This is a genomic window from Pseudocitrobacter sp. 2023LY-00077, from assembly GCF_055796175.1.
The window spans coordinates 217,389-231,180 of the sequence record NZ_JBSPEI010000002.1 but is presented as its reverse complement, the minus strand read 5'-3'; the positions used below and the strand labels follow the sequence as shown (position 1 = coordinate 231,180).

The 13,792-nt window shown below is 52.5% G+C and carries 13 protein-coding genes; 4 read left to right on the top strand and 9 right to left on the bottom strand.

Going from position 1 to position 13,792, the window contains the following annotated elements; translation table 11 throughout:
* Window positions 1-12: 12 nt before the first annotated feature.
* The 3 genes from ACWWFX_RS03490 to ACWWFX_RS03480 all read right to left on the bottom strand — a co-directional run bounded on the left by ACWWFX_RS03490 (window position 13) and on the right by ACWWFX_RS03480 (window position 2,601).
* Complete coding sequence (locus tag ACWWFX_RS03490; RefSeq protein WP_276224509.1) at window positions 13-915, bottom strand: carbohydrate ABC transporter permease; 903 nt, start codon at window positions 913-915, stop codon at window positions 13-15.
* Window positions 908-1,798, bottom strand: a complete 891-nt coding sequence (locus ACWWFX_RS03485) for a carbohydrate ABC transporter permease (protein WP_108475941.1) — start codon at window positions 1,796-1,798, stop codon at window positions 908-910. The genes ACWWFX_RS03490 and ACWWFX_RS03485 overlap by 8 nt, the downstream gene beginning before the upstream one ends.
* A 476-nt stretch (window positions 1,799-2,274) precedes the next feature.
* Window positions 2,275-2,601 (bottom strand): cupin domain-containing protein, encoded by a 327-nt coding sequence (locus ACWWFX_RS03480; protein WP_276224507.1) that lies wholly within the window; start codon window positions 2,599-2,601, stop codon window positions 2,275-2,277.
* A gap of 142 nt (window positions 2,602-2,743) precedes the next feature.
* On the opposite strand from ACWWFX_RS03480, the gene ACWWFX_RS03475 reads away from it, so the two are divergent.
* Window positions 2,744-3,436, top strand: a complete 693-nt coding sequence (locus tag ACWWFX_RS03475; RefSeq protein ID WP_276224505.1) for an aspartate/glutamate racemase — start codon at window positions 2,744-2,746, stop codon at window positions 3,434-3,436.
* Between the two features lie 63 nt (window positions 3,437-3,499).
* Here ACWWFX_RS03475 and ACWWFX_RS03470 read toward each other — a convergent pair whose 3' ends face one another.
* Window positions 3,500-4,423: a LysR family transcriptional regulator gene (locus ACWWFX_RS03470; protein ID WP_276224503.1), complete on the bottom strand. Its 924-nt coding sequence runs from the start codon at window positions 4,421-4,423 to the stop codon at window positions 3,500-3,502.
* A gap of 121 nt (window positions 4,424-4,544) precedes the next feature.
* On the opposite strand from ACWWFX_RS03470, the gene lysA reads away from it, so the two are divergent.
* Window positions 4,545-5,807: a diaminopimelate decarboxylase gene (gene lysA / locus ACWWFX_RS03465; protein WP_473223224.1), complete on the top strand. Its 1,263-nt coding sequence runs from the start codon at window positions 4,545-4,547 to the stop codon at window positions 5,805-5,807.
* Here lysA and ACWWFX_RS03460 read toward each other — a convergent pair.
* The 5 genes from ACWWFX_RS03460 to galR form a co-directional block, all read right to left on the bottom strand.
* Window positions 5,777-6,808 carry a LacI family DNA-binding transcriptional regulator gene (locus ACWWFX_RS03460; protein ID WP_456146333.1) on the bottom strand — a complete coding sequence of 344 codons (1,032 nt, stop codon included), beginning with the start codon at window positions 6,806-6,808 and terminating at the stop codon, window positions 5,777-5,779. The two genes, lysA and ACWWFX_RS03460, sit on opposite strands and share 31 nt — an antisense overlap.
* A 147-nt stretch (window positions 6,809-6,955) precedes the next feature.
* Window positions 6,956-7,483, bottom strand: a complete 528-nt coding sequence (locus ACWWFX_RS03455; protein ID WP_473223223.1) for a hypothetical protein — start codon at window positions 7,481-7,483, stop codon at window positions 6,956-6,958.
* The gene (locus ACWWFX_RS03450; protein ID WP_473223222.1) at window positions 7,449-8,318 is read right to left on the bottom strand and encodes a hypothetical protein; all 870 of its coding nucleotides are present in this window, start codon (window positions 8,316-8,318) and stop codon (window positions 7,449-7,451) included. Before ACWWFX_RS03450 ends, ACWWFX_RS03455 begins: the two co-directional genes overlap by 35 nt.
* A gap of 34 nt (window positions 8,319-8,352) precedes the next feature.
* The gene (locus ACWWFX_RS03445; protein ID WP_473223221.1) at window positions 8,353-8,832 is read right to left on the bottom strand and encodes an Hcp family type VI secretion system effector; all 480 of its coding nucleotides are present in this window, start codon (window positions 8,830-8,832) and stop codon (window positions 8,353-8,355) included.
* A gap of 165 nt (window positions 8,833-8,997) precedes the next feature.
* Window positions 8,998-10,014, bottom strand: a complete 1,017-nt coding sequence (gene galR, locus ACWWFX_RS03440) for an HTH-type transcriptional regulator GalR (protein WP_276224492.1) — start codon at window positions 10,012-10,014, stop codon at window positions 8,998-9,000.
* Between the two features lie 399 nt (window positions 10,015-10,413).
* On the opposite strand from galR, the gene aas reads away from it, so the two are divergent.
* Both aas and lplT read left to right on the top strand, forming a co-directional pair.
* The gene (aas, locus tag ACWWFX_RS03435) at window positions 10,414-12,573 is read left to right on the top strand and encodes a bifunctional acyl-ACP--phospholipid O-acyltransferase/long-chain-fatty-acid--ACP ligase (protein ID WP_473223219.1); all 2,160 of its coding nucleotides are present in this window, start codon (window positions 10,414-10,416) and stop codon (window positions 12,571-12,573) included.
* Complete coding sequence (gene lplT, locus ACWWFX_RS03430) at window positions 12,566-13,759, top strand: lysophospholipid transporter LplT (RefSeq protein WP_015963192.1); 1,194 nt, start codon at window positions 12,566-12,568, stop codon at window positions 13,757-13,759. The genes aas and lplT overlap by 8 nt, the downstream gene beginning before the upstream one ends.
* Window positions 13,760-13,792: the final 33 nt, after the last annotated feature.

The window sequence follows — 13,792 nt, the reverse complement described above, 5'->3', positions numbered from 1 at the left end:
GATATATCCCTCTTAACCTTTAATTCCGCTGCTGGTCACGCCCTGTACGAAGTAGCGTTGAGCCAGGAAGAACACAATGATGGATGGCAGAATGGAGATGCTCGCCATTGCCAGAATTTCGTTCCACGGCGCACCTTCGGTGACGTCGATGGACATTTTCAGTGCCAGTGCAATCGGGTACTTATCGACGCTGTAGACGTAGATCAGCGGGCCGATAAAGTCGTTCATGGACCACATGAACTGGAACAGTGCGACGGAGATAATGGCCGGTTTCAGAATCGGCACCACCACGTACCACAGCACCTGGAAGGAGTTACAGCCATCAATCTGCGCCGCTTCTTCCATGTCACGCGGTACACCGCGCAGGAACTGAATCAGCATGAAGACGAAGAACCCCTGCGTGGCGAATGCCAGCGGCAGATACAGCGGCATGTAGCTGTTCAGCATGCCCATTTCACGGAACATCAGGTACTGAGGAATCAGCAGTACGGTGCTCGGCAGCAGCATGGTGGTGATGAGCGTGGCAAACCAGAATTTCTTCCACGGAATCTCGAAGCGGGCAAAGCCGTAGGCCACGATAGTGGAAGAGATAATGGTCAGAATTACTTTCGGGATCACATACTTGAAGGTGTTTAGCATGTAATGGCCGAAGTTGTATTCGGTACCAGTTTTCCAGCCGTTGATAAACCCTTCCCAGGTGGCGTTTGCTGGCCAAAGACCCAGGGTGGTGAAGATCTCGTGGTTCGGTTTGAACGACGCCGAGAACATCCACGCCAGCGGGTAAAGCATCAGCAGGCCGACAAACAGCAGGATGGTATAGCGAATCCAGGCGTTAATCTTCTCGCGTCTCAGGGTGCGGGCAACCTCACGTTCAGCGATGCTTCTTGCTTCGTCGATTTGTTGAATATCAGCCATTTTTGCCTCCCTTATCGGCGGAGTAGAACACCCAGTATTTTGAAGACTTAAAGGCGATGGCGGCGAAGACCGCGACGACCAGGAACAGAACCCACGCCAGCGCTGCGCCATAACCCATATCGAAGTATTTAAACGCGGTGTCGTAGATGTAGAGCGAGAACAGGTACGTGGAGTAAGTTGGGCCGCCGCCGGTAATCACGTACGGGCCGGTAAACTCCTGGAACGCCTGGGTGGTTTGCATGATGAAGTTGAAGAAGATAACCGGCGTAATCAGCGGCACGGTCACTTTCATAAACATCTGCCATTTAGACGCGCCATCGATCATCGCGGCTTCGTACTGCGATTGCGGAACGTTTTGCAGTGCGGCCAGGAAGATAACCATCGCGGAACCGAACTGCCAGACACGCAGCAGCGTAACGGACATCAGCGCCAGAGACGGCTCGCCGAGCCAGTTAATGGCATCAAAACCGAACACGCCGAGGAAGCTGTTCAGCAGGCCGTCGATGGCAAACAGGGCGCGCCACAGCACGGCGATGGCCACGGAGCTGCCAAGAATGGACGGAATATAATAGGCGGTACGGAAGAACCCGATGCCACGTAATTTAAAGTTCAGAACAAACGCAATGCCAAGGGCGAAAGCGAGCTTCAGCGGAATGGTCAAAAATACATACGCGAACGTTACGCCCATTGATTTCCAGAAGAGCGTATCTTCGGTAAACATATAGCGATAGTTCTCAATGCCGTTAAATACCGGCGGACTCATCAAGTCGTACTCAGTAAAACTGAGAAAGAAAGATGACACAAACGGGAAGGCCGTAAAGATTATCAACCCAATGATATAGGGCGAAATCCAGGCCAAACCCAGCATTCTGTTTTCATTCATAGATACCTACCTGGCAAACAAGTTTGTAAAACGGATTGAGGTTCGGTCATCGCTCCACACGAGGGGCACGGGGCGCGGAATTCACGGTGTTAGCTTGGTGTCGGTCATACGATCCTTCCCTGTAAATAAATGTTGTGTAAGACTTTTTTACTACTCATTCCATTGGTGGCGTTTTGCTGTTTCAACTCTGACGTTTTGTAACGCGTGATTAGTAAAACACCGTTTTAATTTTATTTTATTGCTATTTGTTTCCGCGTCATGCGTTTAATGATGGAAATGTGATCGAAGTCGAAACGATGTTTCAATTAAGTGAGGTGGGTGGTGTTTCTACTAAGGTGGTATGGAAGTAGATAAGAGAAATCACGCACTAACCGGCTGAAATTAGTGGTTCCATTAATGGTTAACAGGCTAATGCTTACTTATTTGAAGTAAAAAAAAGCCCTCGCTTAACGAAGGCTTTTGGCGGTGTGAAAATATTAGTCTTTGAGGAAATCCTGGCGCATCGGGGTAAAGGTATCCAGCAGCGTACCGGCTTGCAGGCAAACACAACCGTGCATAATTTCCGGTTTTTTATACAGCGTGTCGCCTGCGCGCACGACGTGTTTTTCGTCGCCGATAGTGAACTCAAATTCACCGGAAAGCACGTAGGTCAACTGCTCGTGCGGGTGGTTATGCAGCGGGCCAACGGCGCCTTGCTCAAAGTTGACCTCTACCGCCATCATCTTGCCATCATGGGCGAGGATACGACGGGTGACGCCGTTACCCAGGTCTTCAAGGGTGGTCTCTTTATGAAAAATAAACATCAGGCAGTCCTGTAGTAAGTTGAAACAATGTTTCATTTAACTTATCTCAGAATGCGTGAAAAAGAAATCGGCTGCTGGAGAAGTGGAAAGTTGATCACAAGTTTGCTTCACTGGAAGGCACGCGAAAAACCGAGGCATAAAAATGAAAACGATTGGTCTGTTAGGCGGCATGAGCTGGGAATCGACAATTCCCTATTATCGGCTGATTAATGAAGGCGTAAAGCAGCGTCTGGGTGGGCTACATTCGGCGCAAATACTGCTGCACAGCGTTGATTTCCATGAGATTGAAGCCTGTCAGTCGAGCGGAGACTGGCAGCGCGCGGGCGACATTCTGGCGCAGGCGGCAAAAGGGCTGGAGCAGGCCGGCGCGGAAGGGATTGTGCTGTGTACCAATACCATGCACAAAGTGGCGGATCAAATTGAGCACGCTGTGACTGTGCCATTCCTGCACATTGCCGATGCGACCGGACGCGCAATCCAGAAAGCCGGAATGAGTAATGTTGCGCTGCTGGGCACGCGCTACACCATGGAACAGGATTTCTATCGCGGCCGTCTGCAACAGGAATTTGCCATCAGCACGCCGATCCCGGACAGCGACGACCGCGCGCGTATCAACCAGATAATCTTTGATGAGCTGTGCCTTGGCATCTTCAGCGAGGCGTCACGTGACTATTATCTTGAGGTGATTTCGGCACTGAAAGCGCAGGGCGCGCAGGGCGTGATTTTCGGCTGCACCGAAATTGGGCTGCTGGTGCCTGCGGAACTCAGCCCGCTGCCGGTGTTCGATACGGCGGCGATCCACGCCGCTGATGCGGTGGATTTCATGCTCTCCTGAGCCTTAATGCCCGGTGACGCTTCGCTTACCGGGCCTACAAGATTGCCGCCATCCGGCATCTCCTTACGGCGCGAGAACCTTATTCAACGTATCGGTAATCACGCCCAGGTTTGCCTGCATATGCTGCGTAAATGCCTCAACCAGCGCCGAACCGGGCCGGTGGAGCGGGCGAATCAGGCTCACGGTAAAAGGCACATCTTTACTGAAACGGCGGATCACCACACCGCTATTAACGTAATCCAGCGCGGTGAACGGGTTAACCACTGAAATTCCCGCGCCTGCCCGCACCATCGCACAAATTGACGCCGCGCTGTGGGTTTCTACCACCATTCTCCGTTTCACCTGATGCTCGTTGAATAATGTATCCAGCAGCTGGCGATAGCTGTCGGTGCGCGACAGGCTGATGTAGTTCTCGCCCTGAAAATCTTCCGGCGTCAGTACGCTTTTTGCGGTCAGTGGGTGATCCTGCGGCAGAACGCAGACTTCGTTGAGCGTCAGTAGCGGCGTGCGTTCAGTCCCTGCGGGCGTGTGCAGCGTTTCCGTCAGCCCTAAATCATGGCGCTGCGCCGAGAGCCACTCCTCCAGCAACGGCGACTCCTGCGGCACAATTTGCAGGCTGACATCCGGGTAGCGCGCCAGAAAAGGCTGGATCAGCAACGGTAAAAAGGATTGTGAAAAGACCGGCAGGCACACAATCGACAGCTCGCCCTGGCGAAACTCGCGCAGGCTTTCCGCCGCGCTGACGATGCGATCGAGCCCGTACCAGGAGCGTTGTACCTCTTCAAACAGCCTCAGCCCCTGCACGGTAGGATGTAAGCGGCCACGGCTGCGTTCAAAGAGCTTCAAACCGAGCACTTTTTCAAAGCGCGCCAGTTCGCGGCTGACCGTGGGCTGCGAGGTGTGCAGCAGGCGCGCGGCTTCCGTCAGGTTACCGGCGGTCATTACCGCATGGAAGATTTCAATGTGACGCAGGTTGACGGCGGGCATGAGAGGCTCCTGGTGTGAATGTATATCATTTTTGCATAGACTCGCTATAAAACGATATTTTTTATTCCCTTCATCCTGTGGCGTAATCGGTAAAAAGCAACATCTGACACCGGAGCCTTGTATGCCACGCCCGCTTAACAGTACCGACACTGACCTGACCGCAGAAAATCTGCTGCACCTGCCCGCTGAATTTGGCTGCCCGGTCTGGGTATATGACGCGCAAATTATTCGCCAGCAGATTGCCAAACTGAGCCAGTTTGACGTCGTGCGTTTTGCTCAAAAAGCGTGCTCGAACATCCATATTCTGCGTCTGATGCGCGAGCAGGGCGTGAAGGTTGATTCGGTATCATTGGGTGAGATTGAGCGCGCGCTGGTAGCGGGCTATCAGCCGGGTGCAGATTCTGATGATATCGTTTTCACCGCTGACACTATCGACGAGGCGACGCTTTCGCGCGTGCATGAGTTGCAGATCCCGGTTAACGCCGGTTCCGTCGATATGCTGGCGCAACTGGGTGAGGTGTCCCCAGGCCATCGCGTGTGGCTGCGCGTGAATCCAGGCTTTGGTCACGGTCACAGCCAGAAAACCAACACCGGCGGCGAAAACAGCAAACACGGTATCTGGTACAGCGATCTTCCAGCCGCGCTGGAAGTGATTCAGCGTTATCAGCTGAAACTGGTGGGCATTCACATGCACATCGGTTCCGGCGTGGATTATGCGCATCTGGAGCAGGTTTGCGGCGCAATGGTGCGTCAGGTTGTTGAATTTGGCCAGGATCTGGAAGCGATCTCTGCGGGGGGCGGGCTGTCTATTCCATATCGTGAAGGTGAAGAGGCGATCAACACCGATCACTACTATGGTCTGTGGAACGGTGCGCGTGAGCAGATTGCCAAACATCTGGGCCATCCGGTAAAACTGGAACTCGAGCCGGGTCGCTTCCTGGTGGCGGAGTCTGGCGTGCTGGTGGCGCAGGTGCGTAGCGTGAAAGCGATGGGGAGCCGCCACTTTGTGCTGATCGATGCCGGGTTTAACGACCTGATGCGTCCGGCTATGTACGGCAGCTATCACCACATTTCAGCGCTCGCTGCTGACGGGCGCGATCTGTCCCAGGCACCGTTGATTGAAACGGTGGTTGCCGGTCCGCTGTGTGAGTCGGGCGATGTCTTTACGCAGCAGGAAGGCGGAAAAGTGGAAACGCGCGCCTTGCCTGCGGTGAAGCCGGGCGATTATCTGGTGCTGCACGACACCGGTGCGTACGGTGCGTCGATGTCATCGAATTACAACAGCCGCCCGCTGCTGCCGGAAGTGTTATTTGAAAATGGCGCGGCGCGTTTGATTCGCCGCCGCCAGACGATTCAGGAACTGCTGGCGCTGGAACTGGCGTAAAACGGCCCCGTCGTCACCGTATCACGTAACACCAGCGTGCCGGTAAACGGCGGGATCGTTTCAATCGGCTCGCCGTTGGCGAGCTTAATGGCTTGATCGATAGCGGTGACAATCATGTTATCGATCGGCAGATAAACCGTCGACAGCCCCGGCTCCAGCCATTTCGCGCTCGGCGCGTCATCGAAGCCAAACAGTGAAATATCCTGCGGAATACGTAGCCCCGCCTGATGCAGCGCTTTTGACGCGCCCAGCGCCATATCATCGTTACAGGCAAACAGCGCACTGAATGGCACCTTTTCGTTCAGCAGTTCATTGCACTTCTCAAAGCCGCAGGTCATACCCGCATCGCCATATTTTACCTTCGCCGGATCCCACGCAATACCATGTTTTTCCAGCGCATTTTTATACCCTTCTAAACGCGCTTTCCCGGTCGGCGTGTGGATGGGAACCGTGAGGCAGGCGATATCGCGATGGCCCTGGGAAATCAGGTACTCCACTGCCTGAAACGCGGCATCCTGCTGTTCGAAGAAGACGCAGCGCTCGCGCGCCTGGCTGACGTCGCGGTTGATCACCACCAGCGGCATGGGAATGGAATCGATGAGCGACATGATGGTTTCTTCGCTCATAAAACGGGTGTAGAGCACAATCGCATCGCACTGGCGATCGGCCAGCATCTGCACCGCCTGCTTTTCTCGCTCTGGTTCGTCGTGCCCGTCGGCGACAATCAACTGCTTGCCCCAGACTTCTGTCTGGCGTGATGCCTGCTGTAACAGGCGGCCAAAATAGAAGCCGTCAAAGGTTGAGACAATCAGCCCAATGCTATTGCTGGTGCGGTTTGCCAGTGAGCGCGCCAGAAAATTTGGCCGGTAGCCCAACTCTTCCATTGCTTTGAACACCTGCTGACGGGTGCTCTCTTTTACCTGACCTGTGCCGTTCAAAACGCGGGAAACCGTTGCTTTTGAAACGCCTGCGCGAATTGAGACATCCAGCATTGTTGTCATTGTCTGTTCCTGATGCCACGTGATTTCCGCAGTTTATCACAGACATTCAGGGGCATATGCTTTGAGAACGCGGCAAATAACTATCGGGATCACGCTTTTGAAGGGAAGTGCGTGTACAGCGAGGCCTGGGATAACACGCTATCCTTCTCACTCTTTGCGCGTTTCTTCCCCCTTCAAACGTTGGCAATCTCCGATATCCCGTACGTAGTAATACCTGAAGCCTTCTGGTTCGCATGTTTTGTAGGGGGAGAATACACCGAGCCAGATGGTGACGAGAAAACCGACGACCTGTGTCAAAACTAAAAGTGGGATCATTATGCAAGCGGCGATGCACATCGTAAACTCAACGTTTTTGGGGCGTTTAACGCCAAAGATAATAGTGAGTACGCCAAAAATAAACCCGCAACAAAATCCCGGTACCGTCATTAATAATGAAAAATCGACAGTATTAAAATAAATGATTTCTCCGTAATGAAAGATTGATGTTAGTTTGTATGCTGTCAGCGTGGTGGAATAGTCATACAGTATGAGTATGGAGACTATACTGATAATAACACCGCTAAGGCCGGTTTTTGCTTTATCCCACAAGATAAATGTTTTCTTTGAGAACTTATTGTTTGTTTTATGTCCCATCATTGATTTAGTTTTTTGAATGGTATAAATAATAGTTTTCATGATTGAAATTTTCTCTATGCCATCTTTCAATTGCCATTTTTTCTCTGAATGCCTCTTTTATTTTTTCTTTTAACTTGTTGGAAAAGCCACATTGCGTGTCAATTATATTTAGCTGCATATTTACATAAACACCTATTGCAATAACAAATAAGCTTGTGATTATTACAGGGGTGCTAGCTAAACCTAATATTCCATAAGTAATATAAGCAGCTATGCTGGAGGCTATTATTTTAGCGCTATCCATAGCAATATCACCAATAAAGTCAACCAAGTTATATTCTGATTTGAGAATCAACTCTATTCCTCGCCAGGCTAAGGAGAAGTAGATACAAAACTTAGCTCCATTTATAATGGTTGAGTTTACCCCTCTCTTACCAATCCCCAGTTCCAGCATCTGGAGATTATTTGCCCGGTAACGTGTACCGTTAAGTATTCTGCGCAGGCCTGGATAGCCGCTGATCTTGATGTACTCAACCCCATTCACGCGATACGGCGTAGCCTTGATGAAGAGAGCTCTGAGATTAAAACAAATTTTATTTGTATCTCGCCAGGTCATGAGTAACGTTGTATTTCGTAAACCATCCCATGCATCTTTAATATTACCTGCTCCCATTCGGTATGACATAAAATCATCGGTATAGCCAATTAAATCATTTACAACACCCTGGGCTTCATCAATAGTCAGCAACAGAAAATATTCTGTATTATTTTCCATCATCTCTTCCAGTAACGGAAGTGATTGTAAAAATGCATGGTCGGGATTAAGGCTGTTGATCTGCTGCCGTCCAGATAATATATCGCCTAAATAGTCCCCCATATTATCATTTCTAAGCATGTACTCACTCCATGTAGTAATCCATATCCAAATATTAAAGAATACGATCTTGCCAAAAACTAAATGCACAGGTGCCGGCAATATTGTGGTCCCAGTTGATAGATTCGTAGGAGAAGGCGACCTTCTCCTGCATTTCTCCACCGGGTTCAAGAATGCAGTGTGGAATAACAAAATCAATATTAGCTATATGGGCTTTGGTGAGTTTGATTTGGTAACAACGTTCATTACGTCCTTCAGGAGAGGTGCGATAGATATCAAATTCACATTCCAATGTTTCGTTTTCGGAGATGGCTTTACCTAATAGTGGTGATGACTTATCGAGAGGCTTAACAATAATCACCTCGTGGTGATTGACGTTTTGCACTCTGCTTATTGAATGGGAGAGCGCGTAAACAAGTATTTGATCACCATGGCTGACTTGTGCCTTATTACCCACTGATTGTAATGAAGAACATCCTGCCGAGATTAGTCCCTGAGTTTCACCCTTGAGGGTGAGATAAACAATGTTAGCCATAACGTTGAAGCCTTCTTAACAAAATAATGCATTTATTATTTATACAAAGATGAAAGCGAAATGAGAGGCAATACATAAACAGGAGATTTTAGGAAAAGTGCTCGGGATGTTCGTTGGATAATATAAGGATATGGCGGGAGAGCGCAGTGCTACCCGCCTGAAACACTATGCCTTATCGCTCTCTGCCGGCACCGACACCGAATGGCGACGCACAAGCGTCGGGCTGAAGAGGTGGGTGACATCCGGCACCGGACGTTTTTCCGCCAGTGCCAGCGCCAGTTCTGCTGCCTGCGTTGCCATGGTGACAATCGGATAACGAATGGTGGTCAGACGCGGGCGCACATAGCGTGAGACCAGCACATCATCGAAACCAATCAGCGAAATCTCCTGCGGCACGTCGATGCCGTTATCATTGAGCACGCCCATTGCGCCTGCTGCCATCGAGTCGTTATAGCAGGCGACGGCGGTGAACTGCTTTCCGCGCCCCAGTAGCTCGGTCATTGCCTGCTCGCCGCCGCTTTCGTCGGGTTCGGCGAAGGTGACCAGCCGATCGTTACACGGCAACCCGTTCTCTTTTAGCGCGTCGTAATACCCCTGCAAGCGGTCTTCCGCATCGGAAATCGCGTGATTCGAGCAGATGTAGCCAATCCTGGTATGCCCCTGCTGAATCAAATGACGCGTCGCGAGCCATGCGCCATAGCGATCGTCCAGTGCCACACAGCGTTTTTCGAAACCGGGTAAAATGCGGTTAATCAGCACCATGCCGGGCATTTGTTTCATCAACCCTATCAGTTCCTCATCGGGGATCATTTTGGCGTGCACCACCAGCGCCGCGCAGCGGTGGCGAATCAATTGCTCGATGGCCTGACGCTCTTTTAATTCGTTGTGATAGCCGTTGCCGATCAGCAAAAAGTTACCGGTGTGGTAAGCCACCTGCTCAACGGCTTTGACCATGGCACCAAAGAAGGGATCGGACACATCGCCTACTACCAGCCCCACGGTTTCCGTTGACTGCTGCGCCAGGGCACGCGCGTTGGCGTTCGGATGATAGTTGAGTGTTTCCATGGCCGAAGAAACCGACTGACGAGAAGCATCGCTGGCTTTCGGGGAATTATTGATTACGCGGGAGACGGTGGCGACAGAGACGCCAGCCAGTCGAGCCACATCTTTGATAGTCGCCATACACTGCCTTTTTGATGGGTAAACGGTTACACCACTGTAGTGTTACGGAAATTTCGCACAGGTTCAAGGCCGGGAGACGCTTGAGGGGAAGATCTTTGATATCGCCCCGATGGCACGAAAAAGCACTAAGTGATTCTAAAAAAACGAATACAAACTTTTGCTTACACTTTGCGAAGGGCTGTTGCGGTTCTGTGCTGGAGAAAGCAGCAACGGGATTGCTACTCTGATTATCCCAGAGGTATTGATAGGTGAAGTCATCCGCAAGGTTGACTGACTTGAATTACACCAACCTGCGCAGATGCGCAGGTTTTTTTTTGTCAAGAAACTGGGGTTTGCTGCTTTTCCGCTGTTTTCTCATGTACCCTGCTTGCAGAGAAAACTTTGGCAAAAGGAGTTGGTATGGTTATTGGTTTTTTTCGGCAGCTTTTTAAAGTTCTGTTTCGGGTAAGGATGACCGGCGACACAGCGGCTTTAACGCAATCAAAGGTGCTGATTACCCCGAACCATGTCTCATTTATTGATGGTATTTTGCTGGCGCTGTTCCTGCCTGTGCGTCCGGTGTTTGCTGTTTACTCCTCAATTTCACAAAAATGGTTTATGCGCTGGCTTGCGCCACTGATCGATTTTGTGCCGCTCGACCCGACTAAACCGATGTCTATCAAACACCTGGTGCGCCTGATTGAACAGGGCCGACCGGTGGTGATTTTCCCGGAAGGGCGTATTTCAGTGTCTGGTTCGCTGATGAAAATCTACGACGGCGCGGCCTTTGTGGCGGCAAAATCGGGCGCGACCATTATCCCGTTACGTATTGAAGGGGCAGAACTGACCTATTTCAGTCGCCTGAAAGGGTTGGTGAAACAGCGTCTCTTCCCGCAAATTCGGCTGCATTTATTGCCGCCGACCCGCATTGAGATGCCGGACGCGCCGCGCGCGCGCGATCGCCGCAAAATTGCGGGCGAAATGCTGCATCAAATCATGATGGAAGCGCGGATGGCAGTGCGTCCGCGTGAAACGCTCTTTGAGTCACTCATTACGGCGCAATATCGCTACGGCGCGAAAAAACCGTGCGTGGAAGACATTAATTTCCAGCCCGACAGCTATCACAAGCTGATGACCAAAACGCTGTTTGTGGCGCGTATCCTCGACAAATATACCCGGAAAGGCGAACGCATCGGCCTGATGTTGCCGAACGCGGGGATCAGCGCGGCGGTGATTTTCGGCGCGATTGCGCGCGGGCGTATTCCGGCGATGATGAACTACACGGCAGGCGTGAAGGGGCTTTCCAGCGCGATTACCGCGGCGGAACTGAAGACGATATTTACCTCGCGCACCTTCCTTGATAAAGGCAAGCTCTGGCACCTGACCGAACAGCTGACTCAGGTACGTTGGGTGTTCCTCGAAGATTTAAAAGGCGATGTCACCACCCAGGACAAACTGTGGATTTTCTCGCGCCTGCTGATGCCGCGCCTGGCGCAGGTCGAACAGAAACCGGAAGACCCGGCGATTATCCTCTTTACCTCCGGTTCCGAAGGCAACCCGAAAGGTGTGGTGCACAGCCATAAAAGCATTCTGGCGAACGTCGAGCAGATTAAAACCATCGCCGACTTTACCGCTAACGATCGCTTTATGTCCGCGCTGCCGCTGTTTCACTCCTTCGGTCTGACGGTCGGGCTGTTTACGCCGCTGCTGACCGGCGCGCAGGTTTTCCTCTATCCGAGCCCGCTGCATTACCGCATCGTGCCGGAGCTGGTTTATGACCGTAACTGTACCGTACTGTTTGGCACTTCCACCTTCCTTGGCCACTATGCGCGATTCGCGAATCCCTATGATTTTTATCGTCTGCGCTACGTGGTGGCGGGGGCGGAAAAACTGCAGCAAAGTACCAAAGAGCTGTGGCAGGACAAGTTCGGCCTGCGCATTCTGGAAGGCTACGGCGTGACGGAGTGTGCGCCGGTGGTTTCTATCAACGTGCCGATGGCGGCGAAGCCGGGTACTGTGGGGCGCATTTTACCTGGAATGGATGCGCGTTTGCTGGCAATCCCTGGCATTGATAAAGGCGGACGTTTGCAGTTGAAAGGGCCGAATATCATGACCGGCTATCTGCGCGTCGAGAACCCTGGCGTGCTGGAAAAACCGAGCGCCGAGAATCAACACGGCGAGCTGGAAGAGGGCTGGTACGACACGGGCGATATTGTCGCCTTTGACGAACAGGGCTTTGTGCAAATTCAGGGCCGTGCCAAACGTTTCGCAAAAATTGCCGGGGAAATGGTGTCGCTGGAAATGGTCGAGCAGGTCGCGCTGGCGGTATCGCCAGAGAAAATGCACGCCACAGCCGTGAAAACGGATGCCAGCAAAGGGGAGGCGCTGGTGCTGTTTACCACCGATAATGAGCTGACCCGCGACAAACTGTTGCAGTACGCGCGGGCACATGGCGTACCGGAGCTGGCAGTGCCGCGCGATATCCGCTGGCTGAAACAGCTGCCGCTATTGGGCAGCGGCAAGCCCGATTTCGTGACGCTCAAAGGTATGGTTGAAGAGGCAGAACAGCACAATGAGTGAGTCAGTACACACTAACACCTCTATCTGGTCGAAGGGCATGATGGCGGTGATTGCCGCCCAGTTCCTCTCCGCGTTCGGTGATAACGCTCTGCTGTTTGCCACGCTGGCGTTGATGAAACAGCAGTTTTATCCCGACTGGAGTCAACCGGTTTTACAGATGGTGTTTGTGGGCGCTTACATTCTTTTCGCGCCGTTCGTTGGGCAAATAGCAGATAGCTTTGCCAAAGGGCGCGTCATGATGATGACCAACGGCCTGAAACTGATTGGCGCGGCGAGCATTTGTCTCGGCGTAAACCCGTTCATCGGCTATCTGCTGGTGGGCATTGGGGCGGCGGGTTACTCACCGGCCAAGTATGGCATTCTGGGCGAGCTGACGACCGGCGATAAGCTGGTGAAAGCCAACGGGTTGATGGAAGCATCGACCATTGCCGCCATACTGCTGGGGTCTGTGGCGGGCGGCGTGCTCGCCGACTGGCACGTGATTGCGGCGCTGGTGGCCTGTGCTATCGCTTACGGCGGCGCGGTGGTGGCGAACCTGTTTATTCCGAAGCTGGCGGCGGCGCGTCCGGGGCAATCCTGGCGTTTTCGCCCGATGACCAACAGTTTCTTCAGCGCCTGCAAAACCCTGTGGCACAACGGCGAAGCGCGTTTCTCGCTGTTGGGGACCAGTCTGTTCTGGGGCGCAGGCGTAACGCTGCGTTTTCTGCTGGTGCTGTGGGTACCGGTGGCGCTTGGCATTACCGATAACGCCACGCCCACGTATCTTAACGCCATGGTCGCCGTAGGGATTGTGGTCGGCGCAGGCGCAGCGGCCAAACTGGTGACGCTGAAAACCGTCGCCCGTTGTATGCCTGCAGGCGTGTTGATTGGTGTGGTGGTAGCGATTTTCGCCCTGCAACACGCGATTTTGCCAGCCTATGCGCTGCTGTTTGTCATCGGGATTTGCGGCGGTTTCTTTGTCGTGCCGCTAAACGCGCTGCTTCAGGATATCGGCAAACACTCGGTGGGCGCAGGTAATGCTATCGCCGTGCAGAACCTTGGCGAAAACAGCGCGATGCTGATTATGCTGGGAATTTACTCGCTGGCGGTGATGGTAGGAATTCCGGTCATTGGCGTAGGCATTGGCTTTGGCGTGCTGTTTGCGCTGGCGATTATCGGTCTGTGGCTGTGGGGGCACAGGCGCTAAGCGTGAATAGGGTGGCGTTTAACGCCACCCGCT

Excerpts from the sequence above, each read along its gene's own strand:
- ACWWFX_RS03490 (WP_276224509.1), bottom strand. The coding sequence starts at position 915 with ATGGCTGATATTCAACAAATCGACGAAGCAAGAAGCATCGCTGAACGT.
- ACWWFX_RS03485 (WP_108475941.1), bottom strand. The coding sequence starts at position 1,798 with ATGAATGAAAACAGAATGCTGGGTTTGGCCTGGATTTCGCCCTATATC.
- ACWWFX_RS03480 (WP_276224507.1), bottom strand. The coding sequence starts at position 2,601 with ATGTTTATTTTTCATAAAGAGACCACCCTTGAAGACCTGGGTAACGGC.
- ACWWFX_RS03475 (WP_276224505.1), top strand. The coding sequence starts at position 2,744 with ATGAAAACGATTGGTCTGTTAGGCGGCATGAGCTGGGAATCGACAATT.
- ACWWFX_RS03470 (WP_276224503.1), bottom strand. The coding sequence starts at position 4,423 with ATGCCCGCCGTCAACCTGCGTCACATTGAAATCTTCCATGCGGTAATG.
- lysA (WP_473223224.1), top strand. The coding sequence starts at position 4,545 with ATGCCACGCCCGCTTAACAGTACCGACACTGACCTGACCGCAGAAAAT.
- ACWWFX_RS03460 (WP_456146333.1), bottom strand. The coding sequence starts at position 6,808 with ATGACAACAATGCTGGATGTCTCAATTCGCGCAGGCGTTTCAAAAGCA.
- ACWWFX_RS03455 (WP_473223223.1), bottom strand. The coding sequence starts at position 7,483 with ATGAAAACTATTATTTATACCATTCAAAAAACTAAATCAATGATGGGA.
- ACWWFX_RS03450 (WP_473223222.1), bottom strand. The coding sequence starts at position 8,318 with ATGCTTAGAAATGATAATATGGGGGACTATTTAGGCGATATATTATCT.
- ACWWFX_RS03445 (WP_473223221.1), bottom strand. The coding sequence starts at position 8,832 with ATGGCTAACATTGTTTATCTCACCCTCAAGGGTGAAACTCAGGGACTA.
- galR (WP_276224492.1), bottom strand. The coding sequence starts at position 10,014 with ATGGCGACTATCAAAGATGTGGCTCGACTGGCTGGCGTCTCTGTCGCC.
- aas (WP_473223219.1), top strand. The coding sequence starts at position 10,414 with ATGGTTATTGGTTTTTTTCGGCAGCTTTTTAAAGTTCTGTTTCGGGTA.
- lplT (WP_015963192.1), top strand. The coding sequence starts at position 12,566 with ATGAGTGAGTCAGTACACACTAACACCTCTATCTGGTCGAAGGGCATG.